The sequence below is a fragment of the Enterobacter sp. Taxon_8 genome, assembly GCF_058354585.1.
This window is the reverse complement of the sequence record NZ_CM177989.1, coordinates 3,900,365-3,924,528: the sequence shown is the minus strand read 5'-3', so window position 1 is coordinate 3,924,528 and position 24,164 is coordinate 3,900,365. Positions and strand designations below refer to the sequence as shown.

Genomic DNA, 24,164 nt, shown 5'->3' with positions numbered 1-24,164 from the left:
TGTTTATTTGTTAATGATGTAAAGGGGAGACGCTATGCATGATTCATTAACCATCGCGCTGCTGCAGGCGCGGGAAGCGGCGATGTCCTATTTCCGCCCCATCGTGAAGCGCCATAACCTGACCGAGCAGCAGTGGCGCATTGTGCGCGTGCTGGCTGAACATCCGTCGATGGATTTTCACGATCTGGCGTTTCGCACCTGCATCCTGCGTCCCAGCCTGACCGGCATCCTGACGCGGATGGAGCGCGACGGCCTGGTGCTGCGCTTAAAGCCGGTGAACGACCAGCGCAAGCTGTACGTATCGCTGACCAAAGAGGGAAATGCGCTGTATGAACACGCCCAGGCGCAGGTCGAAGAGGCGTATCAGCAGATCGAGGCGGAATACACGCCGGAGAAGATGAAACAGCTGACGGCGCTGCTGGAAGAGTTTATTGAACTCGGAAACCGGCATAACGCAGCGCGGGAAGAAGAGTAAAAACCACAAATTCCAGGATGAATTTCGTAAAGTTTTCCCTTTCCAGGCCGAAAATTCTGTATCTGTCTGAGGAAAGAGAAAACATGTTAAACCGTATCAAGATTGTCACCAGCTTAATGCTGGTTTTAGCGATATTTGGCCTTTTACAACTCACGTCCGGTGGTCTTTTCTTTAATGCCCTTAAGAATGACAAAGAGAATTTCACCGTCCTGCAAACCATTCGCCAGCAACAATCCACGCTGAACGCCAGCTGGGTCGCGTTGCTGCAAACCCGTAATACCCTGAACCGTGCGGGTATCCGCTACATGATGGATCAGAGCAATATCGGCAGCGGCGCGACCGTTAACGATTTGATGCAAATCGCGTCTTCGTCTCTGAAACAGGCGGAAAAAAACTGGGCTGCCTATGAAGCCCTGCCGCGCGATCCGCGTCAAAGCGATGCGGATGCCATGGAGATCAAGCGTAACTATGATATTTACCACGGCGCGCTGGCGGAGCTGATTCAGCTGCTGGGCGCGGGCAAAATCAACGCCTTCTTCGACCAGCCGACCCAGAGCTATCAGGACGGTTTTGAGAAGCAGTATGTGAGCTACCTGCAGCAGAACGACAAGCTGTATCAGACGGCGGTCGAAGACAGCAACAGCTCCTACAGCCAGGCTATCTGGGTGCTGATTAGCGTCCTGATTGCCGTGCTGGTGGTGATCGTGGCCGTCTGGCTGAACATCAAGCAGACGCTGATCTCTCCGCTGAATCGTCTGATCGACAACATTCGCCATATCGCCAGCGGCGACCTGGTGAAGCGCATTGAGGTTCAGGGCACCAACGAGATGGGTGAACTGGCCGACTCGCTGCGTCATATGCAGGGCGAGCTGGTGCGTACCGTTGGCGACGTGCGTAACGGCGCGAATGCGATCTACAGCGGCGCGAGTGAAATCGCGATGGGCAACAACGACCTCTCCTCCCGTACTGAACAGCAGGCCGCTTCCCTGGAAGAGACCGCTGCCAGCATGGAGCAGCTGACGGCGACCGTTAAGCAGAACGCCGAGAACGCTCGTCAGGCAAGCCATCTTGCGCTGAGCGCCTCCGAAACCGCGCAGAAAGGCGGCAAAGTGGTGGATAACGTGGTGCAGACCATGCGCGATATCGCGGGCAGTTCGCAGAAAATTGCCGACATTATCAGCGTGATCGACGGCATTGCTTTCCAGACCAACATTCTGGCACTGAACGCGGCGGTAGAAGCTGCGCGTGCGGGCGAGCAGGGCCGTGGTTTCGCGGTGGTGGCAGGTGAAGTGCGTAACCTGGCCCAGCGCAGCGCCCAGGCGGCACGCGAGATCAAGAGCCTGATTGAAGACTCCGTGGGTCGCGTGGAAGTGGGTTCAACGCTGGTCGAAAGCGCCGGTGAAACAATGGGTGAGATCGTGAACGCGGTTACCCGCGTAACGGACATCATGGGTGAAATCGCCTCTGCGTCTGACGAGCAGAGCCGCGGTATCGACCAGGTGGGCCTGGCGGTAGCCGAGATGGATCGCGTGACCCAGCAGAACGCCTCGCTGGTTGAGGAATCTGCCGCAGCGGCGGCCGCACTGGAAGAGCAGGCAAGCCGTCTGACGCAGGCCGTGGCGGTATTCCGCATTCAGCAGGAGCAGATGAAAGCGCGCGAATTCGCTTCAGCGAAAACCGTTGCAGCACCGGCGATGGCGCGTAAAACGGTTACCGCTGATGCAGGTGATAACTGGGAAACCTTCTAACGCCATATGTTGTGCCGGGTGGCGGCTGCGCCTTACCCGGCCTACGGTTCGTGGTTTTGTAGGCCCGGTAAGCGCAGCGCTACCGGGCGATATTACAGAGGCAGGCGCATGGCGCAGCGCGTTTCATACGCGAAGCCGTGCGCCGTCTCTTCTTCCCTTTTCCGACGCAGTTCAGGCGTCAGCGTCGTCATTTTTTCAAACCCCAGCCGGGCATAGAACGGCGCATTCCACGGGACGTCCCTGAACGTCGTCAGCGTCAGCGCTGTCAGCCCCCTGTTACGGGCATGTTCTGCCACGCAGGCGATGAGCTGCCTGCCGATCCCTTTTCCCTGCGAGTGCAGATCAACCGAGAGTTCGACAATAAACAGTGATGACGGATGGGCTTCGGCAAGGATAAACCCGACGGGGTGGTCGTTTGCCAGCGCCAGCCAGCTTAGCCCGCGTTCGACATAGCCGAGGTGTTGTTCAGCGGAAATGACCACGCCATCGGCAAGCCAGGCGAGTGCCGGGAAGTCACGGAAGCACCCGGCTGCCGCGCGTTCAATGGCGGGCAGGGCGGCAACGTCGTTGCGGGTGGTAGGGCGAATGCGAATAGTCATGGCGGCAAGTATAGCCTGACCCGTCGACATTATTCCGAGCAGATCAGCACCGGCGAATAGAAATTGCTGATCACCAGCGCGTCTTCCGGCGTGCGCTCGATCGTCAGAAGCCTTTTATTGCCCAGCGTCAGGCCGGCAACGTATTTTTCAAAGACCCCGGGCGGCATGGCGTCATGGCTAAAACGCTCCACTTTTTGAATAGCAATCTCATACAGTTCGCCCTCCACGTGACGCCATTTAAACATCTCCTGGCGGGAAACCTCCCAGCTGCGCGGGGCATTCACCACGCTGCCGTTAACCGTGATATACCCCGTTTTGTCGGGATGAAAACGCATAATGATCTCACCGTCAAAGGTGAAATCGTGGCTGTCGCGCCGGTCGGAGAAGGTCAGGTTTCCATCGCAGGCCACCGACAGCGGGGGCGTGTGAAAGTACCACGCCGTCACGGCGCCCAGCAGCAGCAGGTTGAGGAACAGGATTAGCCAAACTTTTTTGTGTCTCATATCACCACTCGTAATAGTAAAGCGTACGACAGGCGCTGGCTTTACCCCGCGTGAGGGAACATTGGGAGAGCACCAGCCGCCCTTCGTGGCCGTAGAAAAGCGTTCTCTGAATGTGCATGTAGAAAATTGAGTTTTTCAGGCACGGAAGATGGCCGTCCTTCTGAAGCGTTTGCGCCAGCGTTATTGCCTTCCCGTGAAACACGTCCGCCAGCGGCGTAAAGGTGTAGACCGGGCAGGTGCCGATATGCGTCAGCAGATGGATCTCCCGCTGTGAATTTTCTGGCTTGATCAGCGCGATCCAGAGGCATAGCGCAACGACGACCAGCGTGAGCGCGCCGCAGAACAGCCATTCCGGGCGAACGCGCCATGCAGGTTTTGCCGTTTCGGCGTTCGGCGGAGCCTCCTCCAGCGGAGTGACCGTGACGTCCGCGCTGAGCATAAAGCCCGTTTTCGGTACGGTAACGATAAGCAGCGCGTCGGGAAGCAGGGCCGCCAGCATCTTGCGCAGAATGCTGATGTACTGGTTTAAGGAGTTGTTAGATCCCTGGAGCCCTCGCCGATCCCAGACTTCCTGGAGAAAGGTTTCCCGTTCAACCACGTTCCCATGATGCTGAACCAGCAGCTTCATGATGGTATTGGCCGTACAGGTGAGGAGCTGCGCATCCTCATCCGGCGCATTGATAAGAGAAACAGAACCGTCCTCGTCGTTATAGACGATGGCGTCAGCAAGCAGGTATTTCATAAGTTGTTGTAATAAAAACAGAGATAAAAAATAAAAGAGAAGATCTACGCCTTCCGGGCTGCATTGCTGGCTATTTTAACGCCATTGTTACCGATAACATTGATCCAGACAGGATTTTGGGTGGTTTAATAAGTCAGCGTGATAATCACGTCATCAATAAATTCCCCGGTACCGGTTAGCGGCTGTGCCGGGACCTCGCCATAAACGGTGTAGTTCTGGGTGCCGCCAGCGGGATTGGTGACCTGCAGCGCATCGCCGCTGCTTTGATCTCCCCAGCGTTGCGTGGCCGCCTCATCCTGCCAGAGCCCGTAGCGCAGGCACTGGCCCTCGCTGTTGCAGAGCTGCCGCTGGTTACCGCTGGCATGGTTGCCTTTGCCCATGGCAAGGGTGAACGCGGTTCCGGCCGGACAGCGCGTGGTGAGGGTGGCGGTGGAACGCGTCGGACGCAGGGTCGCGGTGCTGGTCAGGGTGCCGAAGTTAAGGGGCGTCACGCGCTCGATGTAGCACCCCTGGCTGATTTCAGCCTGCGCGCTGGTGCCGCCCTGCACCTGCTCCCCCTCTGCGGAACCGTCCGAGCAGTTTTGCAGGGCATCCTGACGCAGGGCGCTGTGCCAGGCGATACGCAGATTCATGTTGTAGTTGTAATAGTGGTAGGCCGGAAGCTGGCTTTGCCCTGCCGGAATGGTAGCGATAAGCGGAAAGGTACCGCTGACGTTGGCATTGCTTTGCGCGGCCAGAGTCTGCTGAATCAGGTTCCCGCTGCTGGCAGGCCCCAGCTCCTGAGAGCGCGCTGCGCCGTTCAGCAGGCGGAAGAGGAGGGTGTACTGTTTTCCCTCCTGGTCCCCCGGCGAGATCATCTCAAAGGGCGGGGCGTCTACGCTGCTCAGGCAGACGTTGAGATATTCCGTCCTGCCCTCGTTGTCGGCCTGGCAGCTAAACTTGACCTCGGTGTTGACGGAGGTGGTATTGCCCGCCACGACGTTGCCAAAGTTAATGGCGGGCATGGAGGTTATCCAGCAGGCTGCCGCCATCGCCTTCACGGACAGGACGAGCAGCAATAATAACGGTGCTCTTAATGACACAGTTGTTCTCCGATATTCTGTATAGATGACGCGGTACGGGGCGCCGGAAGCATGACACGGCACTCTTCCTCACCGGTTTTCACCACCAGTTCACCCGGCAGGGGCGGATCTTCAAGCCAGATAAAGCCATCGCGTCCCACGATGGTGGCACCCTGCGGCGTTGACACGACGCTGCCCAGCGGGAGCGGCCTGCGGCGGCTGTCGACCAGCCGGGCCTGAACCGTGACGGCATGATGGACGTTAAAATCGACTTTGACCGCGCTGCTGTTGCCCGGCCTGGCATGCATGTCGGTGACGGGGGCGATCACATCGGCGGGCAGATCGAGCGGGTTAATGCTGACTTTGCTGTTGTGGTAGCGCGGCAGGTCGGTCAGCAGGAGATAACCGTCCTCATCCGTTTCACCGGCCGGGCGGTTTTCCAGCATCACCGGTACGTGCCCAATACCGTGCGTGGAGACCAGCGCCATGCCCTGCTGGATGTAGCGCAGCGCGTGCAGGCTGCCGTCCAGCAGCGTCAGGCTACCTTCGGCGGAGGCGTACTGGTTGCCCTGGCTGGCACCCTGCTGCAGCCCAACGTGCCATTCGCCCGCTCGGCCCAGATAGCCTACGTCCGCATATCTTTCACGTCGTTCGCCAAAGCCCTGGCCCAGCTCCCATGACCAGCCGCCGGCCTCATCGTCCGGCTGGTGGCGGTAATCCATGCGCGGCGTATCCCGGCTGGCCTGAGCGGAGAGCGTGTCCTCGCGACTCAATGGGACGGAAAACAGCAATTGAACGTGACTCGACGCATCCGTAAACGAGCGGGTATAGCTCAGCGTGGTGGAGATGTGTGCCGGCAGCGACACCGACCAGGAGGCGTTGAGGTAGCGCTCTGTGCTGCCCTGAATGTTCTGCTGTACCCAGCCCGCGCCCACGGTGCCGAAATGGGGGATGGACTGGCTTACCCACACGCTGTCGCTGCGCCTGACGGGCGCGGCACCGCTCATGCGGGCGTTGTCGGCGAAATCCGCCCCGGTACGGACGGTGCTGGCAGAAATGCCCGTTCCTCTGCCGTTCCACTGCCAGCCGAGGCCCCACTGAACGCCCTGACCGTAAGGGCTATCGCTCACGGCAACGTGCTGGCTGACCACCCCTACGGCGGGGGAGACCAGCCAGTCAGCGCCCGTGCCCACGTTGTGCAGCCTGCGCTGCTGCTCCGTATGCAGCGCCAGCGTCAGGTGATTATTCACTCCATAGCGCCAGCCCGCGTCCAGCAGCGGCGAGGCGGCATAGTCGTCGGAGTGCAGGGCGTAGTTTTCCCGCATCCAGCCGATGTCCAGCGAACCGCTGCTGAGCCCTTCCGCCAGCATGCCCGGGGCGCCGTAGAGATCGAGCTGTACGGCGCGACGCTGACCGTTGATATCGGTAATCACCACCTCCGCCTGCCCGCTGCCGGTGAAGGACGGCAGGGTATCCAGCAGAAAGTCTCCCGGCGTGACGCGCTGGCTGCTCTGCTTTAGGCCGTCGATATATAGATCGACCGTGGAAGGTAGCACGGCCGTGTCGCTGTAGCGGCTGCGCGGTTCGGTATTGAGCTGGGGATTAAGCTCAAAGTTACGTGCCCAGTGCAGACCGCCAAAGCGTACCTGCCGGCTCCAGCGGGTGCCGGTGGTGATGCTGTCGCCCAGCGCCAGCGTGGTCAGCGAGTCGGTGTTGTCCCACTGCCAGCGGGTTTCGAGACGGGCGTGGGTAGGCCGACCGGCGCTGTTTTCCTCCCCGGCATGGCTTGAAAAACTGCTGCTGAACGTTCCGGGTAGCCCTCCGGACGCGGTCAGCATGGTCTGGGCGTTAAGCTGGCGCTTCCCCTGCACGTCGCTGGCGTAGAGCGCGTATCCGAGCGTATAGGCGTTGACGGGCTGCGCATCAGGATAGCGGTACATCGGCGTGGGCCTTGAGACGGTCAGATGCTGCTGGCTCTCGAGCGCGTCTGCTTCTGCGGTAATCGACAACTGCTGGGACAGCACGTCGAGATTGACCTTCAGGCCCGGCAGGGAGGTCAGCTCAACCCACTCTGCGCGATCGTCCGGGGCGTGAAGCCCCAGCTTTTTCATGTCGCTGCGCCTTATCCATAGCGCATTATCCACCACCCGGCAGGCCCACAGCTCGCCTCGCGGGGCGTGGTTCACGGTAATGGCCAGCCATTGTACGGTGTCGGTGGGTTCAGCCCTGGCTGACAGCATGAGCGGTAGCCAAAACAGGAGCGCGAGAAGCGAGCGGGCGCAGGGGTATCTGGCTGGCATGATGGTCATCATTGAGATAGACGCGCAGCGAGCTGAGCGCGTGTCGTGAGGGCTGCTTGAGCGATAAAAGGGCGATTTGTCCCGGGAGCACATAGCCCGCCAGGCCTTTAATCGACCCTACAACCTGCCCATCGGCCGTCAGGGCCTCAAGGTGGCTCAGGCGGATATGGCGGTTTCCGGCGTTAAAGCAGCGGAGAGTGGCCGGTATGTCTGCCTGCTCACAGCTCAGGGCATCGTGGCTGACGGGCGCGCTCTGGTTCCCGGCAATAAACACCGGAATCGAGTAGCGCAGCAGGAAGTGCACCGCGGTGGGATTGGCGGCGCGGGACGTGGCGTCCGGCAGTTCGTCGATGACCAGCCGGTAACTTTGCTCCTTTGCACGGTTGCCTGGCTGCATGACGAAAATGCGCACCAGCTGCTGCTGGCCCGGCGCCAGTGATGTCATCGCCGGGCTGGTGACCACCTCCCCGGTGTTCACCAGAACATCTTTACCGTTTTTTTGCGTCCATTCGTACACCCGAATCTGCGCATGGATGGCCGCTTTCCCACTGTTAGTGAGATAGACCGCCGCTGCCCGCTGGTCGCTCTGCAGATCGAGCGTTACCGGGGCCACCTGAAGCGTGGCGGCCAGCGCGTAGCGTGACAGCAGCGCCAGCATCATGAGCCATAGAATGAAGCAGGGAAGGTAGCGACGCACGATCAGTACTCCAGTTTTAACGTGATATCGTCGCTGTAGGTACCTGCCTGGGCGGTTGTCAGCGCCCCGGCTTCAATGACGCCATACAGCGTTTCCTCCTGTTCCACACCGTTGCCGGTATCGTCCAGGCCATTCGTGCCGGTGATTTGCGTCTGTTTGCCTTCGTCGGCAAAGAGTTTCCACGCAATCTTCTGTGCGCCCGTTTCGCCGTTTTCCGATTTCAGCCAGAAGGTTCCGTTTTCGCCGTCGTTGCTGGTGGCGGTGAGGGTGAAAGGCGTGCCGTTGGTACAGACGATATCGACCTGCGTTTTGGCCTGGATTTCGCTCGACTCATCGGAGCCGTGACGCGAGAAGTTGAGGTCGTTGGCTTTGAGGGTGCACGACTTTACGACCTCAAGTGATACGTGCATCGTCGCGCTTGCGCTACTGTCTGCGGCGATCGCAGCAGCAGGAAGCAGGAGAACGGAACAACATGCAATGGTGGGAATAATTTTCATGATTTTATTTCCTGACGTGAGTAACAGTGGAATTACAAAGCGAATGACTGAGCGTCCAGCAGGCAGAGTTTTCGATGGAATTCCGCCAGGCTGTGGCAGCAAAATTTGTTCATCGCGTTACGCTTGTGGGTGTAGATCGTTTTAGGGGACTTATTCATGATTTTTGCGATGCGAACCGGACTGAATCCTTTATGGAGCAACATGCAAACCCGTCTCTCCTGATACGAGAGCATGGCGGCGTTTTCGAAGGCGAATGTCGTGTCGCTAAAACAGTGGCTTAGCTGCGCAAAAGAGAGGTTGTCCGCGACCACTCGGACCCGCTCGTTGCGCAGGAAGGCGTGAACGTCGCAGACCCGCGCTGCATCCGTAAATACCAGCCAGTTCTCTCCAGCGTGTGTATTGAGCAGCCGTTCCTGCAGGCGCAAAAGCCCTTCCGGATTAACGTCATGGATCCAATACATCTCCGGGCGAGGGGTTACGGCCGTCGAGATCATCGAAGTGAGGCCAAGCCATAAAAACGTATTCCCGCTCAGAACGATAACCTGATAGCCAGCATTCAGAATGAAAGGGGTCATTTTCTACCCCACAGATAGCCCTGGCCGTAATCGGCCGCGCTGGCGCGGGCCAGCGCGAAATCACCCGCGGTTTCGATGCCTTCGATCAGTACCTTGCTGGCGATGCGCTTGCACTGGCGGGTGAGATGCAGAAACTTTGCCTGCTCGATCCGTCCGTTCCAGAAGGTATGTTTGTCAATTTTGATGCCGCAGAAGCGGATCTGGCTGGTCAAAAGTTCGGGAAGAAGGTCTTCGCAAACATCGTCTGCCCACACTTCTATTCCCCACTGATGGAGCGTTGCGATGCATTTCCTCAGCGCCCGGCTTTGCGTATCGTCGAGTTGTACCATCGTATGGAGATCGGTGACCTCGATAGCAAGTCTCTCCGGGCAGGGTGTTTCTTCTTTGAGCCTGTCGAGGAAGTCCGTTTCCAGCAGTAAATCCGATGTCGCATTGAGGTAATACTTGTCGCCCTCTTCGCAAAACATGGCATGACGAAGCTGCGCAAAGAAGTGCGCCTTACGCAGCGTCGAGGACATCGAGCCAAAGTAGTCTTCAAGATCGACGTGGGGCTTTGCCGTGGACAATACCTCCCAGGCAATCACATTTTCGCTGCGCAGTGCCCGGATGGATTCGAACTTATAGCCGGTTAGCATGATAAAAGTGCGTAACGCTCCGTGGTGATTTCAGGAGCTGCACATTTTATTTATTTGGTTTTTGGCGGGATATTTATAGATAAAAATGGCTTATATAAAGTGTTTTTATCTAATTTATAGGGCTTGTAAAGGATTATTTATTTTCATAAGCGCCCGGCAGAACGCCGGGCGCGACGCGCATTAACCCGCTTTGCTGATGATTTTGATTTCGACCATGCCAATTCCGATCTCGCGCGGTGAGTGCCCAAGGATATTTCCCTCATTCGTGGACTGCGGGTCCGGCGGCACGATCACCAGGGTATTGCTGCGCGAAGGATTCTCAAAATGCAGCGTTTGTGTGCTCACGTCGTATCCAAGCGTTAACGTCTGCTCCCGATCCCCCACGCGCACGGGTACGGGCTTGTTAGCATTGGGGCCATACGCTCTGGCGGTGATCACCAGGTCGAACTGTTCCGGCAGCGGATGGGCGTATTCAATTTTCACCTCATTGCCCAGCTGCGCGTTGGACCAGCGCCCCCAGGACTCCGGACGCGAGATGCCGCTAAACTGCTTCACTTCTTCCGGTGCGCCGGCCACGTTAAAGATAAAGCTATCCGCTTTGTAGCGAATATCGTTATCGCTGATTTTCAGCATGTCGATGTTGTGCTGATAGCGCGCGGTATCAATCACCGTATCGTTGAACGCGGTTTTGCCCTTCCACTGCGCCTTATCAACGTGCTGCACGGTTTGCTCCCCGCCGAGCTGACCCTGAGAGACGCACCAGTCGGTAGAAAGCGCCAGCGGCTGCGACCAGAGCTGGCCCATTTTGTAGCATCGGTCGACCCAGACAAAATTATCGCGTGGCGCGAAATCGGCCAGCTGATAGCGCAGCGGCGCGGAATATTCGCTTTCCGGCAGCGGCTCAACGCGCCCTTCCGACACGCGCACCAGCAGCGGCAGACGGAAGCTGCTGCCCGAGAAGGCAATCGTGTTTTTATCCCGATCGACGGTGAAGTCCTTCATCTCTTTCGGGAAGTTCCACAGGCGGATAATGTCTGGCTTCCAGGCGAGGATTTTATCCTTCATGTTGAGGAACACTTCCGACAGGGACTGCCCCGACAGCGTGCTGCGGCCAAGGCCAATAAAGTTGTCGCCGCCCAGAATGTCCAGCACGGTTGCGCCGTTATCCATGGAGTTGCGTTTGGTGGCAATGACCTCCCGCTGCGGCTGGTCGCCGCGCAGGACGAAGAACAGGTTGCTGCGATCCTGCTTATTGAGCTGATCCCATGCGCTGTTTTTCATCGCCAGATGGTCAGACGAGACGACGATGACGGTGTTTTTAAAATATGGCGAGGCTTTGATTTTCTCGACCAGCGCGGCAATGTGTTCCTGGCTACAGGTGACGGCGCTGAAAGACTTGTTGTTTTTGCCGTCCACGTCATAGCTTTTGCGTTTGCAGCTGCGCGAGACGAATCCGTCCGGATGATGGGTGTCCACCGTCAGCGCAAAGAGGGAGAAACGCTTGCCCGTGCGGGACAGCTCCTCGAATTTCTTCCAGGTTTCGTCGAGTACCGTATCGTCATAGAAGCCCCAGTCGTTGCGGTAGCTCGGATCGGCAACCGTCGTTTTTAACTCCTCTGAGCCATACAGGTGATCAAAACCGTGGGATTTCAGGAACACATCTTTTCCGGCGAAGCGCAGGTTTGCCCCCTGCACAAAATAGTTTTCGTAGCCGGAGTTTTTCAGGATATCGCCGAGGCAAATATTCTGCGGGAAGAAGGTCGACATGGAGGCTGAGGCGTTACCTTCAAAAGGCGCGAACAGCGGAATACCGCACTGGGAGGCAACCATCCCGGCAATCGTGTAATCCGTACCGGGCAGCTGCATGGTGTGGCTGAAATCGAGCCCTTCATTTTTCAGCGCACCCAGGTCCGGCGTCAGCTCCGGGAATGCATCGTTATCAAAGTACGTGCGTTCCAGGCTTTCACCGTAGATATAGACCAGGTTGAGCTTCGGGTTGGCGATCGTTTTCGACGGTTCTTTGTAGTAAGCCACGAAATCCGGATCGCCATCGCGCGACTGCGATTTCACCAGCTCGGTGATCTGATGGAACGCCGGGCTGGCGTCGACGGAGGCCAGCGCCAGGAATAACGCCAGCAGGCTGTAGCCATGATGGTGCGGATGATGGCGACGTCGACGCAGCACCCAGGCCAGCGCGCCAAATATCGTCACCAGCGCGACGATAAGGCCGAGCCCCGGCAGAATGTACTTGCCCACACCCGCGCCCGTCAGGCTGTTCGTCAGCGTGTAGAGTACCGCATCGTTAATACCGTCACCGGTAAAGTAATCGCTGGCGTATAAGGTAATGTTTAAAATAATAAAAATGCCGAGCACCACCAGCGTGGCGATAAACCACCAGGTGTTACGGCCGGCTTTCCACGCGTAAACGCCGACAGAAGCCAGAAAAAGGATAAGAGACATGAATTCAGACAACAGCATATCCTCGTGACGCCAGATAATTCGCTGGCTAACTGTTTATTTTTTGGGTCATACAATGTAATTGCGATGTCGTTAAGCTGCAATTTTAGTGTCACGAAAGTGTGCTGTTGTTAGGATTTGGTTTAGAAAATCGTTTTTATGAAGACGTGCACATCCTGACAAACGGACGCTGAGGCGGTGGCAGGTGGGGAAAACGCTCATTTAGCGCCGCGCTGCAAGACTATCGCATTAAACGCGGCGTGTTGTGGCAGAAAATGGGATGGATCAGGAGATGAAATTAACGCCTTGTTTCAGCACCAGATCGCAGGCTTTGGTTTTCACCTGTTTTGCCAGAGAAGAGTTGCCGAGGGTGCTCAGATTCAGCTGCTGCCCGTTTTGTGCGTTAAGCAGGCCCTGAATGCCGTCCATATAGTTGGTGTCCGCTTTTTGCTCCTGGGTATCCAGACCCAGTTTACCCAACACCTGGTTTTTCACGTTTTGCGCGTCGGTCACGGAGGCCAGCTTTTGCTTCGCGCAATATTCCAGAATCCCCGCCGCGTTGTTCATCGTGCCCGCACTCAGACTCTGGGAGCTGTTGCCCAGCAGGCTGGTAAGAGAAGAGGCGGAGAGTCCACCCTGAGAGCTGCTGCTCTCTTTGGTCAGCTCATTTGCTGCGCTTGACAGGGACTCCTGCCAGGACGCCGCTTGCGCTGCGCCGGTCACCAGCAGCGCGCCTAAAAAGGTGCTGATTAGAATCTGTTTTTTCATTATGGCTCTCTCAAAAAGGTCCGTTTTGGGCCGAGGGGTTCCAGTATATACCTATGCCCTGTCGGCGATTCCTGGAACTGTCTTAATACTCTTTGCCGGTGACGCGGCTGCGGTAGCTTTCCCAGTCGAAAATGACATACAGGCTGTTACCCAGCTTCATGCGGTCCATGACGCGTTCACCTAATAAGCGGGTCATTTCGTCGATGTTGTGGTTCGTCAGCATGCCGGTGGGGCGTTTGGACGAAGAGCGGCGATCGACAATCTGGTTGATGATCACTTTTTCATAGCGGGATTCCGTCTGAACGCCAATCTCGTCGATGACCAGTAAATCGACATTGCTTAAATCATTAAGCAATTGCTCTTCACTGGTTTCGCGGTTGCTGAAGGTGTCTTTCATCGCGGACATGATATCGGCCACGGTGATGATGAGGACCGATTTACCGCGCAGAAGCAGCTCGTTGCAGATGGCGGCAGCAAGGTGATTTTTGCCGGTGCCCGGCTTGCCGCTAAAAATGAAGCTGGCGATATTGCCGTCGAATTCATCCACGTACTGACGGGCGGCGGCAAGGGCGTTCATCTGCCCGTTGGTCTCAATTTTATAGTTATCGAACGAGCAGTTCTGGTGCAGGGGACGGATACCGGAACGGTTAAAGGTGCGCTGCATTTTCATCGCCCGATTTTCGCGGGCAAGCGCGGCGGCGCGGATCTTGCCTTGCTCTTTTTGCCACGCCAGCAGCTCTTCACCGGTGGTGAAAGCAGGCTTCACGTTGGCAGGCATCATTTTTTGCAGACGTTTCATCAGGTCGCCGACGTTCTTCATTTCGCACCTCGGAATCCGCTGGGGATCTGTTTATCCGGTTCTGAAAACGCGTTGATGTCGCGTTTTGGCTGGCCATTGTTGCCGGCGCGGGTAATTTGCAGATGACGCGCGAGCTTTTGCTGCCACTGAATATGGGTGAAGATTTTACCCTCCGCCTGCCACCAGGCGGTAAACGCGGCAAGCTCTTCCGCGGTGGCCGGTTGGGTTAACGCAATCCCCCACAGCGCGGCCTGCCGCTGAAAATCCGCATCCGGCTGCCAGCCCGTGTAAAGAGCAAATTTTCCCATTGGAACGGTCACGGGAACGTTAACCGGTTCATCAAAGAACTGGTTGTCCAGCGTGACATCGCTCGCCGGGCGTGACAGTTGCGCTTCAATCTCCAGAAGCAGTGCCAGACGTTCCGGCGTGATTGCGTAAAACGCCGGCGCGTTGTCGGCAAAAACGGCAACCGTGCCGCCTTCGGCGTGGGTCAACACACCGCGTGGGTCGCGCATAAAGGCATCAATGCCAGCAATGCTGGTGGTCAGAATTCTGGAGGACATAACGCTTACTCTACTGATTACTACGGGCGTGATATGGGCTTATGGTAGCACAGAGAGGGGAAAGGGAAGGAGGGGATTTCCCCGGTGGTGCTGCGCTTACAGGGGCTACAGTCGTAGGCCGAATAAGCGCAGCGCCATCAGGCAGTTATCACGCAATGATGTTCAGCGTGACGTCGATGTTGCCGCGGGTCGCGTTAGAGTACGGGCAAACAATGTGTGCCGCATCGACCAGCTTTTTAGCTTCCGCCGGATCCATACCTTCAACATGGATGTTCAGCTTTGCTTCGATACCAAAACCGGTTGGCAGCGGGCCAATCCCCACTTCGCCTTCAATAAAGGCTTCTTTTGGCAGGGTAAATTTGTCGCGTGCGGCCACGAACTTCATCGCGCCGAGGAAGCAGGCAGAGTAGCCCGCAGCAAACAGCTGCTCAGGGTTAGTCACTTCTCCGCCCATGCCGCCCATCTCTTTTGGCACACCCAGTTTGACGTCCAGTACGCCATCGGAGGAGGTGGCACGGCCGTCACGGCCACCGGTGGCTTTTGCTTTGGCGGTATAAACAACTTTTTCTAAAGACATGGCAGGTTCCTCATCTTGTTTTGATATGTGCTATTAAATAGCGTGCGATATATATGGGTAAATAATAACGCGTAAAGTATAGCGTTACGCGCGGTGTAGCTGTTGTCGCAAAAGTTCGAGCTCCTGTTTGAGCGTCACCAGAGTGTCAGTATCACACTGCGCTGCGCAACCCACCGCATCGGGGATACCCCGTGCCTGCTGCTGAAGTTCACGTCCCGTTTCACTCAGGGTGACGGCGACCTGACGTTCGTCTTTGCGTGAACGGTGGCGGTTGATTAGGCCGGCACTTTCCAGCCGCTTCAACAGCGGCGTCAGCGTCGCAGAGTCCAGAAACAGCCGTTCGCCGATGTCCGACACCGTTATGTCATCCTGCTCCCACAGCACCAGCATCACCAGATATTGCGGGTAAGTCAGGTTCAGCGGTGCCAGCAGCTGCCGGTACAGCTTATTAAGCGCCAGATTTGCCGAATAGAGGGCAAAGCAGAGCTGGTTATCCAGCTTGAGCGCAGCGGTTGCGTCGTTCGTTTTCGCGTTCATGAGATGAATATAGATAGTGTACAATTTAATTGCAAGCAATTTTATGGGCAGGTGTAACGGAGCGCTACCTGAACGGCCATTTTGCGGTAGTGCTCGCGCTGAGCCTGTTCGTCTGCGCCATCTTCAAACAACAGCGTAAAGGTGTAGCTGTTGGCAACGTAGTGAAAGCTGAAGCTGCTTATCAGGCGGTGAAGATCGCGGGCGTCAACGGTCTGGCTGAATAGCTGTTTTTCTTTGCCCCGGTGCAGGATGCCCTCCAGCAGGTCGAGCGCGCTACGGTTGACCTGACGAAGATAGTTCGACTGCTGCATAAAGCGGCCGCGCTGCATGTTTTCCATGCAGATAATACGGATGTAATCCGGATGGTCGGCATGATAGTCAAAGGTAGCTTCAACCAGATTGACCAGCGCTTCGACGGGAGGCATTCCCGCCAGGCTTAGCGCTTTTTCACTGGCGCGAATCTGAGTGTAAACATGTTCCAGGACCAGGAGATAGAGGTTCTCTTTATTCTTAAAATGGTAAACCACCATGCGTTTGGTCGTACCCGCTTTCTCCGCGATCTGCTCCATGCGGGCACCGTTCAATCCATACTCGGCAAAAAGCGCGATGGCGCTCTGAAAGATTTTCTCTTTCAGGCTAGATTCTTCGCTGTGCTCGGGGTGTTCGCTGCCAGGGTTAGCCACATCCTTTCCTTATTTTCACCAAACGGACCAGAAGGATTATCTCCACGGCAGCGAAATAACACAAATATCAAACGCGTGGGCGTTTGCGGTACAGCCACAGCCCGGGGATCGACAGCCCGATAGAGAGCGCGCCAACGATGGACGACGCCTTAAGAAAGTTGCTCAGGAGGAGGATCATCTGAGGTTCGGTGTAGCCAAAATGGCTGATTTTCACCGCGGAAATCATCGCTGTGTACGCAGATATGCCCGGGAACATCGGGATAACGGCGGCGACGGTGAACACTTTGGGATGCGCCAGATACCAGCGCGACCACTGGATGCCGATACTGCCAACCAGCATGGAAGCCATAAATGTTGACCATTCGATGTAAAAACCCGCCGTCATCATCACCATTCGCGAGCCATGCCCAATCGCGCCCAGCAGTGCACACCATGGCAACGCGCGTTGCGGAACGTTAAATACCATCGCAAAGCCGACGGCAGGAATGGCGGCCAGAAGCATGTCCTGTGCCAGCGCCAGCAGAAAATCTATCACGCCCATCCGCGTAACCCCCAGAGTGTCATGGCCATGACCACGCCGATGCAGGTCGCCAGCGTCAGCAGGCTGGCAATAGCCCAGCGTGCCAGACCTGTATTGATGTGCCCTTTAAACATGTCGGCGACGGCGTTTATCAACGGAAAGCCCGGGACCAACAGAAGCACGCTGGCGGCCATAGCAATCGTCGGGGTGCTGGCAAACTGCGGCAGGCGCAGCAGCAGACCGGAAACCGTGGTGGCGACAAACGCGGTAATACAGAAGTTAATTTGCGGATGCAGCTGTCGGTGCGTCAGCAGCTGGCGAACATACATGGCGATGCTGCTGGCGAAAAAGGTGACGATCGCACCGTCCCAGCCGCCTTTATTGAGCTTACAAAAGCAGGCGCACGACAGCCCTACCATCAACACGACAAGCCAGCGCGGATAACGTAATGGCTTAATTTGGCTGAACCTTTTTTCAATCTCCCGAAGTTCGAGAAGCTTATGTTCAGCAAGGATGACGATGTGCTGCACTTCAGTCACGACGTGCATGTTAATGCCACGGTCATGGTTTTTGCGGGTGGAGGTCAGGCACTGACCGTCTTTGATCGTGGTCAGCACAATGGCGTTGGATGAAATAGCGCTTTCAACGCTATCCATACCCAGCGCCAGTCCCAGTCGGGTGGAAAGCTCCTCAACCAGCGCGCTTTCCGCGCCGTGCTGGAGCAGAAAAAGACCGCACTGGATACATAGCCGCGTGATAGCACGCTGCGTTGACCGATCTGCCTGCATGTATTGTCCTGAAAAAGGGTGAAAGTTGCCGGTTGGCCCATAGCGATTATTTTTAACACAAAGTGCAGTGTCTCTTGCTGTGGGCCAGATCAAGGTTTATGCAAACAGTTGCCGCCCCTTAGTGCGGAAGAGGTTGGGATTAATTTATCATTTTCATGAATAATTAATATTGAAAGATAAGTTATTTATATTTAGTTATTCTAATTTTATATTGTAGTTATTTTAATGGCACTGCAATTAAATTTTGTTTCGCTTTGTGAGATATTAGTGCTGTTTAGGCATTTCTTATACTAACAATACATCTCATCTTCTACTTGTATTAACCTGCATTACACTCAGGGACAAAAATACTCATACGTTGATGCGTTTTAACGTTACTCATCAAATGAAGAATGGACACGGAGGGTCTATGTTGTCTTTGCACGGTAAGCATAGCGTTATCATCAGCCGGATACCTGTGATGCAAAACGGGTTAGGGGGCGTGATGACTCGCCATTTCCCCGATTTTGAATTGACCTATTGCAGCTCATTGCAGGAGTTAACGCTGCTCCAGCTACGCCGCGCTGACGTCATCATTGCCGACATTTCAGGCGAATACTGGAATCCTCGAGGGGCGCTTGAAGAGTATTTCAGTTTATTGAATCAATACCGGAATATTCACTGGATCTTTTTAGTTTCGCGACCACTTAACCCTATTGCCGTTGAGTTACTTGTGCGCCCTGAAAGTACGTTGCTTTCTGATATGGAACCCATTGAAGGCCTGGTTAACGCTGTACGGGCAGGTCGCGAACGCGCAGAGCGAGTAAGCCAGATGTTGTTAACCCCGGAACCTCTAAGTTCAGAGGAGGAAGACGAACATGTTATCGCCCTCACGCACTCCGAGCGCAAGGTATTGAGACTGTTAGGTAAAGGATGGGGGATCAACCAAATCGCCACATTGCTCAAGAAGAGCAATAAAACCATCAGTGCGCAGAAAAACAGTGCGATGCGACGACTTTCATTACGCAGTAACGCCGATATGTACGCCTGGATAAACAGTACACAGGGAATGCGAGAGCTGAGTTTGATGTCAGCCTATGGAGAGTTCGAAGAATGGAAAAAACCGATTCAACAAGCCATATTGCCATCGTCGAAAATTGCACGATGAGTGCTGTTGGGCTAAAGCATCTTTTTGCGATGCCCGGCCTGAATCATTACCAACTGCATCTGTTTAGTGAATTTGACAGTTTTAAGAAAGCACTTCAGCACGTCAATTTTTTCTCGCTGATCTATTCATATTCCGATGCGCGGGAAGAGCGTCGTAGCTGCCTGGCGCACCTGCGGGATTTTGCGTTTACGCATGGTCATATCCAGCGCATCATCCTGGTCGCTGACGAGATGGAAGCAAGATTAATTAGCTATCTTTCCCCGTCACGCCTTCACGGTGTGGTTAGTAAATCGCTGACGCTTGAGCTCCTGCAGAAGGAACTCATGGTGTTGTTGAGTGAAACCTTGTGCATCAATGACAATATGATGAATCACTGGTACCGGAGTCAAAGCAGAATGTTAAGCCCAACGGAAAGGGCAATATTGCGTTATATGTCTTGCGGGTATTCCATTCCTCAAATCGCGGCACGGCTTGAACGCAATATTAAGACCATCCGGGCGCATAAGTTTAATGCGATGGTGAAGCTGGGGGTGAACTCTGACGTAGGGTTGCTCGATGCGGCAGATATTATTACCCACCTTTCGGCAAGAGAACCGCGAAGTCCGACGCTTAGCAAGCCGACCTTTTTATAACCTGCCTGTTGCGCGCCAGACAGTTTCTGGCGCATCAATCAGATGCAAACATCCACCCATTTTGCGGAAGTCAGCTCTGCCATTCTGTCAGGTGAGATACGCACAGCGCTGTGAATTGCGCCTGCGGCGGGCAGCACTTCGGCGTACTGCTTTAACGAGACATCGCAGTAAACCGCGAGCGGGTTTTCCAGGCCGAACGGGCACACGCCCCCAACGGGGTGACCGGTTATGGTCACCACTTCATCACTGCTGAGCATGCGCGCTTTTGCACCAAAGGTGTCTTTCAGCTTTTTGTTATCCAGACGCGCATCGCCTTTCGCTACCACCAGAATCACCTCATTTTTCACCTTTAGTGACAAGGTCTTGGCGATTTGTCCCGGTTCCACACGGTGGGCGGCAGCAGCCAACGCAACGGTAGCGGTACTCTGGCTAAGTTCAATGACGTCTATATCCGGCGCGTTGTCGGCAAAAAACTGCTGTACAGACTGCAAACTCATTGTTTCCTCCTGACAAATATCCTGCGTAATCTGTCATAAGAATTTATGCTCTGTAAATATCTCTTCAGTAACAAATATACCGAACGGCTGATTTCTGGATCCTCTTCACAATCACGGAAACCGGTTACAGTAACCGGTTGCAGAGCGTGATGCGTCGATTAATACTGAGTACGTAACGTCCCCTGTATCTAATAATAAGAGCAAATTATGAAACCATTCCGTCTTAGCAGTACTACTGGTACACAAGCCAGCAAGGTTGTGAAGGTGATTTATGGAACAACGTGCGGCGCAAATGTGCCCGTAACAAACGTCTGACAGGAGATCTGCCATGTCTGCCAACCATGCTGCGTTTAACCTGATATTCCGTTTTGTTGAAAATTACGTCAGCCCGATTGCCGGGCGGATCTCTTCCCAGCGTCATGTGATGGCCATTCGTGATGGGTTCATCTCCGCGATGCCATTCATGATTGTGGGTTCATTTTTGTTAGTGTTCGCATACCCGCCATTTTCGCCTGATACCACCTGGAGTTTCGCCCGCGCCTGGCTGGATATGGCGAAGCAGTTTGAAGGTCAGATCCTGACGCCGTTTGATATGACGATGGGCATTATGTCCATTTATATCTGTGCGGCCATTGCCTATAACCTTGGCAAACACTATGTCAAATCGCACCAGTTAGACCCGTTTATGTGCGCCATGCTGTCGCTGATGGCATTTCTGCTGGTCGCGGCACCGAAAACCAAAGGCACGCTGCCTGTCGACAGCCTGGGTGGAACGGGGATTTTTACCGCGATTCTGGTGGCGATCTACTGCGTTGAGATGATGCGTTTCCTCAAGGCGCACAACATCGGTATTCGCCTGCCAGACCAGGTACCTCCGATGATCAAAAACTCTTTTGATCTGCTCATCCCTGTGCTGGTGGTGGTCTTGATGCTTTACCCTCTGAGCCTGGTCATTCAGTCTCAGTTCGGCATGCTGATCCCGCAGGCCATTATGTCGGTCTTTAAACCTCTTGTTTCCGCAGCAGATTCCCTGCCTGCGATCCTGCTGGCCGTGTTGATTGGTCATCTGCTGTGGTTCGCCGGGATCCACGGAGCCGCCATCGTCTCCGGGATGCTTCAGATGTTCTGGCTCACGAACCTCGGCGCGAACCAGACCGCTCTGGCCGCCAGCCAGCCTCTGCCGCATATTTTTATGGAGGCGTTCTGGACGTTCTTTATCGTGATTGGCGGGTCGGGCGCCACGATGGGGCTGGTGATTTGCTATCTGCGTAGCCGTTCAGCGCATTTACGCTCTATCGGTCGTTTGAGCGTGGTACCCAGCTTCTTTAACATCAATGAACCTGTCATTTTCGGTACGCCGATTGTGATGAACCCGGTGTTCTTTATTCCGTTCCTGCTGGCACCGATGGTAAATGCCGTGCTGGCCTGGGCGGCGATGACGTTTGACCTGATTGGACGCGTCATCTCAGTAGTCCCCTGGACAGCACCGGCGCCAATAGGTGCAGCGTGGGCTCTGGGCTGGGATTTCCGCGCGGCTATTCTGGTTGTGGTTCTTGCCTGCGTATCGGCAATCATCTACTTCCCGTTCTTCAAAGTATACGAGAAACAGCTGCTGGAGCAGGAAGCGGAAGAAGCGCAGCGTAACGCGGAAGAGGACAATCAGCAGGTGGCATAGGTAAAAACAAAACGGCAACGCATGTTGCCGTTTTTAGTGTTTATTCCCTCTCCTTGTGTGAGAGGATTTAGGCCAGGCCCGGTTTTGTAGGCCCGGTAAGCAAAGCGCCACCGGGCAATTCACTGCTCTACTTCAGCGTACAGTCCCCACACTGCTTAACGTCCGGCAGGCGATAGCGCTGGCAGCAGGTGCGGCGAACCAGAAGCCCATCACGGAGCACGACGGTGCGGAATAGCGGGTTGTCACGGCCATCGGAAAGCTGTTTTGCAAAGAAACAGGACTGACGCAGGGCATCAACGTTCTCATCACCAAGCAGAGGCTTCATTTCCGTTAAATACCAGTGGATTAAATAGCCCGTATTGCTCCAGATAAGCTTTGCGTTAATCTCTCCCGTCGCTTCAAGCACTTCCACCACCGGGATCAGGGCCTGGATGATAAGCTGCTCCATACGTTCCTGAGCCGTCAGGCGTTCAGCGTTCTGGTCTTCGTGGAGATCAATCCAGAAACAGGCCGCACGCCCGGTTTCGTGGAACTCGACGTGGAAATTATCCGGCGAGAGTTCCAGCATGCTCTTCTGGGTTAACAGCGCCAGCATGAGGGGGGGCACCATCAGCCCGATATACCACTGCGCCCATAGAGAGAGCAGGGGTTTATTTTCCCGCGTAAGGGTGGGCTGATTGCGATAGATATGGTCGGAATAGATAGCCAGCAGAGACCGCAGTTTTGTCGGGTGACGCCACTCTGAGAGCGTCATGGCGTGATTCGGGTGCGCTTCATCAAGCCGGATGAAGTCCAGCAGGTGGGCGCGCGTCTCCGCAATCTTATCCCGTATGGCATCCGCAAGCGAAACATTCCCGCTGGTGAGGGGCGCTCGCCAGAGGAGTGGTTCGACGATGTGTGCGGTATGCGTAGCCATAGTATAGATAGAAATCTAAATGATAATGATTGCCAATCCTAACTATTGCTTATACCAATGGCAAGACTTTTGTCCGGGTGACATCGTCGTGATGTTTAAGCCGTCTGCAGCTCTTCACTCAGCAGAATGTTATTGCGCCCCATATGCTTGGCTTCATAGAGGGCTTTGTCCGCTTTTTCCAGCGCACCTTCTACGTCTTCATCCTCGAAAATGGCAATACCAATGCTGATGGTGACGTTTGTCGCGACGCTCTCGTTAAACAGATGCGGGATTTTCAAATCGTAGACTTTCTGACGGATCCGCTCGGCCGTCTGGCGAGCATGTTCGAGAGAAATATTCGTCAACAGCACCATAAACTCTTCCCCGCCAAAACGCGCCACAATATCGCGAGAACGCACGGCGTCGCGGATTGCCGCAGAGACACGCTTCAGCGCCTGGTCGCCCATCATGTGGCCATAATGGTCGTTATAGGCTTTGAAGTGATCGATATCCATCAGCAGGACAAAATGCTCGCCATTTTCAACCGTCGGCAGATTCTCCAGACGGCTTTGCAGACCGCGACGATTATAAAGCCCGGTAAGCGGGTCCATCATGCTGAGATCGGTAAGGGTTTCTCGCTCTTCCAGAAGACGTGAGAGCAGCTCCTGAGCAAAACGGTCGTTACGTGTTTGCAAAATGTTATGAATAGCAATTGCCACCACAGGAAGTGCGAAAGAATAGGTCATTCTCAGCCATATATCGTGATCGCTTAACCACAGGCAGACAATAAACGTAGGCAGTGAATGCAGCGTAAAGGCTTTGATATTACTGGCGAATGCCAGCGTTCCGATAAAAAGCACCGTTAATAGGGCGATTAACAAATACGTCGCGTGATCGTGGGTAATTAAGGCGAATTTAGACACAATTTGCCAGGCCCACAAAATACCGAATATCCCTGAAACAACAGGAATATTTATCTTCCGCGCGCGCTTTCTCCAGTGCCAGACGAACAGGCCGGTGCTGATGGAGAAAATAGCAATAAGTGGGGCAGATAACAGGCGTACAGAATTGAGCGGATTTGTTACCGAGAACACTGCCGAGGTTGCGTTCAGAAATAAAAATAAACGTAACGACAATTGATATTTTCTGTGAACCAAAGACCGCCAGGATTGTGATGTCATAGTCGTGCGTTTTTATTAAAATTTAATTAAAACAAATAAGTAGGTGCTGTATCGCAATAAAATATGAAAAAAACTCAAAGAGTAATTATCAGAAAATCTTTAGATGTTGTTAACAGGTGTGCAATTTATCACCTTAGGCAATTCCTGTCATTACGGGAAAGGTAAAGGACGATGGATTTTGATTCATTCAGCTGACAAATGATAATCCGTGTCATATGATATTGGTTATCATTATCGCTTTGAGAGGGCGGAGCATGTTGAACAGGGCGCTTGGCAGTGTTTGGGGGGTATTGCTACCGGGAGCCATTCTCGGCGGGTTGACGTTTGCCGATCTCTCCCTTGATACATGGAAAGCGATCATTGTGTCAGGACTGTTAGTCACGTCAGGCATGATCTGGCATAAGCAACTGCGCCACTTTGTTTTACTACCATCATGTGTAGCACTTGTCAGTGGAATTCTGGTGATACTGATGAGCTTGAAATAACAGGCAAAAGAAGAGGAACTACAGAAGGGATGTAAGATAATTGGTGCGAGGGGGGGGACTCGAACCCCCACATCCTAAGGACACTAACACCTGAAGCTAGCGCGTCTACCAATTCCGCCACCTTCGCA

The 24,164-nt window shown here is 54.8% G+C and carries 27 protein-coding genes and 1 tRNA gene; 6 read left to right on the top strand and 22 right to left on the bottom strand.

Going from position 1 to position 24,164, the window contains the following annotated elements:
* The first annotated feature begins 34 nt into the window (after positions 1-34).
* Together hpaR and tsr are read left to right on the top strand one after the other, a co-directional pair.
* Positions 35-475: a homoprotocatechuate degradation operon regulator HpaR gene (gene hpaR / locus AC4IBF_RS18670; RefSeq protein WP_023334396.1), complete on the top strand. Its 441-nt coding sequence runs from the start codon at positions 35-37 to the stop codon at positions 473-475.
* A gap of 83 nt (positions 476-558) precedes the next feature.
* Complete coding sequence (gene tsr, locus AC4IBF_RS18665; protein ID WP_288459236.1) at positions 559-2,223, top strand: methyl-accepting chemotaxis protein; 1,665 nt, start codon at positions 559-561, stop codon at positions 2,221-2,223.
* 92 nt (positions 2,224-2,315) lie between these two features.
* On the opposite strand, the gene AC4IBF_RS18660 is transcribed toward tsr, so the two are convergent.
* From AC4IBF_RS18660 to AC4IBF_RS18575, 18 genes are all read right to left on the bottom strand, one after another.
* Positions 2,316-2,822 carry a GNAT family N-acetyltransferase gene (locus tag AC4IBF_RS18660; RefSeq protein ID WP_288459239.1) on the bottom strand — a complete coding sequence of 169 codons (507 nt, stop codon included), beginning with the start codon at positions 2,820-2,822 and terminating at the stop codon, positions 2,316-2,318.
* Between the two features lie 29 nt (positions 2,823-2,851).
* Positions 2,852-3,325, bottom strand: coding sequence for a FidL-like protein (locus tag AC4IBF_RS18655; protein WP_023615762.1), 474 nt, complete (start codon positions 3,323-3,325; stop codon positions 2,852-2,854).
* Position 3,326: 1 nt separating this feature from the next.
* Complete coding sequence (locus AC4IBF_RS18650; RefSeq protein ID WP_136195646.1) at positions 3,327-4,067, bottom strand: winged helix-turn-helix domain-containing protein; 741 nt, start codon at positions 4,065-4,067, stop codon at positions 3,327-3,329.
* Between the two features lie 125 nt (positions 4,068-4,192).
* The gene (locus AC4IBF_RS18645; protein ID WP_023326652.1) at positions 4,193-5,149 is read right to left on the bottom strand and encodes a Csu type fimbrial protein; all 957 of its coding nucleotides are present in this window, start codon (positions 5,147-5,149) and stop codon (positions 4,193-4,195) included.
* Positions 5,140-7,428 carry a fimbria/pilus outer membrane usher protein gene (locus tag AC4IBF_RS18640; protein WP_491463009.1) on the bottom strand — a complete coding sequence of 763 codons (2,289 nt, stop codon included), beginning with the start codon at positions 7,426-7,428 and terminating at the stop codon, positions 5,140-5,142. The genes AC4IBF_RS18645 and AC4IBF_RS18640 overlap by 10 nt, the downstream gene beginning before the upstream one ends.
* On the bottom strand, positions 7,349-8,125 hold the full coding sequence (locus tag AC4IBF_RS18635) for a fimbrial biogenesis chaperone (protein WP_491463008.1): 777 nt from the start codon (positions 8,123-8,125) through the stop codon (positions 7,349-7,351). Before AC4IBF_RS18635 ends, AC4IBF_RS18640 begins: the two co-directional genes overlap by 80 nt.
* A gap of 2 nt (positions 8,126-8,127) precedes the next feature.
* Positions 8,128-8,622, bottom strand: a complete 495-nt coding sequence (locus AC4IBF_RS18630) for a Csu type fimbrial protein (protein WP_136195643.1) — start codon at positions 8,620-8,622, stop codon at positions 8,128-8,130.
* Between the two features lie 32 nt (positions 8,623-8,654).
* Complete coding sequence (locus AC4IBF_RS18625; RefSeq protein WP_115876527.1) at positions 8,655-9,197, bottom strand: helix-turn-helix transcriptional regulator; 543 nt, start codon at positions 9,195-9,197, stop codon at positions 8,655-8,657.
* Positions 9,194-9,832: an EAL domain-containing protein gene (locus AC4IBF_RS18620; RefSeq protein WP_115876526.1), complete on the bottom strand. Its 639-nt coding sequence runs from the start codon at positions 9,830-9,832 to the stop codon at positions 9,194-9,196. Before AC4IBF_RS18620 ends, AC4IBF_RS18625 begins: the two co-directional genes overlap by 4 nt.
* Positions 9,833-10,012: 180 nt before the next feature.
* Positions 10,013-12,304, bottom strand: a complete 2,292-nt coding sequence (opgB, locus tag AC4IBF_RS18615; RefSeq protein ID WP_491463007.1) for a phosphatidylglycerol--membrane-oligosaccharide glycerophosphotransferase — start codon at positions 12,302-12,304, stop codon at positions 10,013-10,015.
* Between the two features lie 270 nt (positions 12,305-12,574).
* Positions 12,575-13,057 carry a YjjA family protein gene (locus tag AC4IBF_RS18610; protein WP_073001066.1) on the bottom strand — a complete coding sequence of 161 codons (483 nt, stop codon included), beginning with the start codon at positions 13,055-13,057 and terminating at the stop codon, positions 12,575-12,577.
* Positions 13,058-13,139: 82 nt separating this feature from the next.
* A complete protein-coding gene (gene dnaC / locus AC4IBF_RS18605) occupies positions 13,140-13,877 on the bottom strand; it encodes a replicative helicase loader DnaC (protein ID WP_014168503.1) in 738 nt (245 codons plus the stop codon).
* Positions 13,874-14,419, bottom strand: coding sequence for a primosomal protein DnaT (dnaT, locus tag AC4IBF_RS18600; RefSeq protein WP_248175340.1), 546 nt, complete (start codon positions 14,417-14,419; stop codon positions 13,874-13,876). The genes dnaC and dnaT overlap by 4 nt, the downstream gene beginning before the upstream one ends.
* Before the next feature lie 148 nt (positions 14,420-14,567).
* A complete protein-coding gene (locus AC4IBF_RS18595) occupies positions 14,568-14,996 on the bottom strand; it encodes an organic hydroperoxide resistance protein (RefSeq protein WP_013095463.1) in 429 nt (142 codons plus the stop codon).
* Between the two features lie 84 nt (positions 14,997-15,080).
* The gene (locus tag AC4IBF_RS18590) at positions 15,081-15,533 is read right to left on the bottom strand and encodes a MarR family winged helix-turn-helix transcriptional regulator (RefSeq protein WP_127729540.1); all 453 of its coding nucleotides are present in this window, start codon (positions 15,531-15,533) and stop codon (positions 15,081-15,083) included.
* 41 nt (positions 15,534-15,574) lie between these two features.
* A complete protein-coding gene (locus AC4IBF_RS18585; protein ID WP_111964103.1) occupies positions 15,575-16,216 on the bottom strand; it encodes a TetR/AcrR family transcriptional regulator in 642 nt (213 codons plus the stop codon).
* 67 nt (positions 16,217-16,283) lie between these two features.
* Positions 16,284-16,757 carry a threonine/serine exporter gene (locus AC4IBF_RS18580; protein ID WP_491463006.1) on the bottom strand — a complete coding sequence of 158 codons (474 nt, stop codon included), beginning with the start codon at positions 16,755-16,757 and terminating at the stop codon, positions 16,284-16,286.
* Positions 16,748-17,524 carry a threonine/serine exporter family protein gene (locus tag AC4IBF_RS18575; RefSeq protein ID WP_115876516.1) on the bottom strand — a complete coding sequence of 259 codons (777 nt, stop codon included), beginning with the start codon at positions 17,522-17,524 and terminating at the stop codon, positions 16,748-16,750. Before AC4IBF_RS18575 ends, AC4IBF_RS18580 begins: the two co-directional genes overlap by 10 nt.
* Positions 17,525-17,933: 409 nt before the next feature.
* On the opposite strand from AC4IBF_RS18575, the gene AC4IBF_RS18570 reads away from it, so the two are divergent.
* Together AC4IBF_RS18570 and bglJ are read left to right on the top strand one after the other, a co-directional pair.
* Positions 17,934-18,671 (top strand): helix-turn-helix transcriptional regulator, encoded by a 738-nt coding sequence (locus tag AC4IBF_RS18570; RefSeq protein ID WP_133293740.1) that lies wholly within the window; start codon positions 17,934-17,936, stop codon positions 18,669-18,671.
* On the top strand, positions 18,668-19,303 hold the full coding sequence (bglJ, locus tag AC4IBF_RS18565) for a DNA-binding transcriptional activator BglJ (RefSeq protein WP_115876511.1): 636 nt from the start codon (positions 18,668-18,670) through the stop codon (positions 19,301-19,303). Before AC4IBF_RS18570 ends, bglJ begins: the two co-directional genes overlap by 4 nt.
* Positions 19,304-19,341: 38 nt before the next feature.
* On the opposite strand, the gene AC4IBF_RS18560 is transcribed toward bglJ, so the two are convergent.
* Positions 19,342-19,800, bottom strand: a complete 459-nt coding sequence (locus tag AC4IBF_RS18560; RefSeq protein WP_115876508.1) for a YbaK/EbsC family protein — start codon at positions 19,798-19,800, stop codon at positions 19,342-19,344.
* 328 nt (positions 19,801-20,128) lie between these two features.
* Here AC4IBF_RS18560 and AC4IBF_RS18555 point away from each other — a divergent pair, with 328 nt between their 5' ends.
* Positions 20,129-21,475 carry a PTS sugar transporter subunit IIC gene (locus tag AC4IBF_RS18555; protein ID WP_458727175.1) on the top strand — a complete coding sequence of 449 codons (1,347 nt, stop codon included), beginning with the start codon at positions 20,129-20,131 and terminating at the stop codon, positions 21,473-21,475.
* A 127-nt stretch (positions 21,476-21,602) separates the two neighbouring features.
* Here the strand turns inward: AC4IBF_RS18555 and fhuF are convergent, their stop codons facing one another.
* Together fhuF and AC4IBF_RS18545 are read right to left on the bottom strand one after the other, a co-directional pair.
* Positions 21,603-22,391 (bottom strand): siderophore-iron reductase FhuF, encoded by a 789-nt coding sequence (gene fhuF, locus AC4IBF_RS18550; RefSeq protein ID WP_136195639.1) that lies wholly within the window; start codon positions 22,389-22,391, stop codon positions 21,603-21,605.
* Between the two features lie 95 nt (positions 22,392-22,486).
* Positions 22,487-23,551 (bottom strand): GGDEF domain-containing protein, encoded by a 1,065-nt coding sequence (locus AC4IBF_RS18545; protein ID WP_029740020.1) that lies wholly within the window; start codon positions 23,549-23,551, stop codon positions 22,487-22,489.
* A gap of 215 nt (positions 23,552-23,766) precedes the next feature.
* Between AC4IBF_RS18545 and AC4IBF_RS18540 the strand changes: the two genes are divergently transcribed.
* The gene (locus tag AC4IBF_RS18540) at positions 23,767-24,036 is read left to right on the top strand and encodes a DUF1435 domain-containing protein (RefSeq protein ID WP_252093383.1); all 270 of its coding nucleotides are present in this window, start codon (positions 23,767-23,769) and stop codon (positions 24,034-24,036) included.
* Between the two features lie 41 nt (positions 24,037-24,077).
* On the opposite strand, the gene AC4IBF_RS18535 is transcribed toward AC4IBF_RS18540, so the two are convergent.
* Positions 24,078-24,163: transfer RNA gene (locus tag AC4IBF_RS18535), tRNA-Leu, on the bottom strand.
* Position 24,164 lies beyond the last annotated feature (1 nt).

Bases quoted from the DNA above. Each gene is read 5' to 3' on its own strand.
- AC4IBF_RS18560 (WP_115876508.1), bottom strand. From the start codon at position 19,800: ATGAGTTTGCAGTCTGTACAGCAGTTTTTTGCCGACAACGCGCCGGAT.
- AC4IBF_RS18580 (WP_491463006.1), bottom strand. From the start codon at position 16,757: ATGGGCGTGATAGATTTTCTGCTGGCGCTGGCACAGGACATGCTTCTG.
- hpaR (WP_023334396.1), top strand. From the start codon at position 35: ATGCATGATTCATTAACCATCGCGCTGCTGCAGGCGCGGGAAGCGGCG.
- AC4IBF_RS18630 (WP_136195643.1), bottom strand. From the start codon at position 8,622: ATGAAAATTATTCCCACCATTGCATGTTGTTCCGTTCTCCTGCTTCCT.
- AC4IBF_RS18660 (WP_288459239.1), bottom strand. From the start codon at position 2,822: ATGACTATTCGCATTCGCCCTACCACCCGCAACGACGTTGCCGCCCTG.
- AC4IBF_RS18595 (WP_013095463.1), bottom strand. From the start codon at position 14,996: ATGTCTTTAGAAAAAGTTGTTTATACCGCCAAAGCAAAAGCCACCGGT.
- fhuF (WP_136195639.1), bottom strand. From the start codon at position 22,391: ATGGCTACGCATACCGCACACATCGTCGAACCACTCCTCTGGCGAGCG.
- AC4IBF_RS18575 (WP_115876516.1), bottom strand. From the start codon at position 17,524: ATGCAGGCAGATCGGTCAACGCAGCGTGCTATCACGCGGCTATGTATC.
- AC4IBF_RS18590 (WP_127729540.1), bottom strand. From the start codon at position 15,533: ATGAACGCGAAAACGAACGACGCAACCGCTGCGCTCAAGCTGGATAAC.
- tsr (WP_288459236.1), top strand. From the start codon at position 559: ATGTTAAACCGTATCAAGATTGTCACCAGCTTAATGCTGGTTTTAGCG.
- AC4IBF_RS18555 (WP_458727175.1), top strand. From the start codon at position 20,129: ATGTCTGCCAACCATGCTGCGTTTAACCTGATATTCCGTTTTGTTGAA.
- bglJ (WP_115876511.1), top strand. From the start codon at position 18,668: ATGAGTGCTGTTGGGCTAAAGCATCTTTTTGCGATGCCCGGCCTGAAT.
- dnaC (WP_014168503.1), bottom strand. From the start codon at position 13,877: ATGAAGAACGTCGGCGACCTGATGAAACGTCTGCAAAAAATGATGCCT.
- AC4IBF_RS18545 (WP_029740020.1), bottom strand. From the start codon at position 23,551: ATGACATCACAATCCTGGCGGTCTTTGGTTCACAGAAAATATCAATTG.
- dnaT (WP_248175340.1), bottom strand. From the start codon at position 14,419: ATGTCCTCCAGAATTCTGACCACCAGCATTGCTGGCATTGATGCCTTT.
- AC4IBF_RS18620 (WP_115876526.1), bottom strand. From the start codon at position 9,832: ATGCTAACCGGCTATAAGTTCGAATCCATCCGGGCACTGCGCAGCGAA.
- AC4IBF_RS18610 (WP_073001066.1), bottom strand. From the start codon at position 13,057: ATGAAAAAACAGATTCTAATCAGCACCTTTTTAGGCGCGCTGCTGGTG.
- AC4IBF_RS18640 (WP_491463009.1), bottom strand. From the start codon at position 7,428: ATGCCAGCCAGATACCCCTGCGCCCGCTCGCTTCTCGCGCTCCTGTTT.
- AC4IBF_RS18625 (WP_115876527.1), bottom strand. From the start codon at position 9,197: ATGACCCCTTTCATTCTGAATGCTGGCTATCAGGTTATCGTTCTGAGC.
- AC4IBF_RS18570 (WP_133293740.1), top strand. From the start codon at position 17,934: ATGTTGTCTTTGCACGGTAAGCATAGCGTTATCATCAGCCGGATACCT.
- AC4IBF_RS18650 (WP_136195646.1), bottom strand. From the start codon at position 4,067: ATGAAATACCTGCTTGCTGACGCCATCGTCTATAACGACGAGGACGGT.
- AC4IBF_RS18540 (WP_252093383.1), top strand. From the start codon at position 23,767: ATGATATTGGTTATCATTATCGCTTTGAGAGGGCGGAGCATGTTGAAC.
- AC4IBF_RS18655 (WP_023615762.1), bottom strand. From the start codon at position 3,325: ATGAGACACAAAAAAGTTTGGCTAATCCTGTTCCTCAACCTGCTGCTG.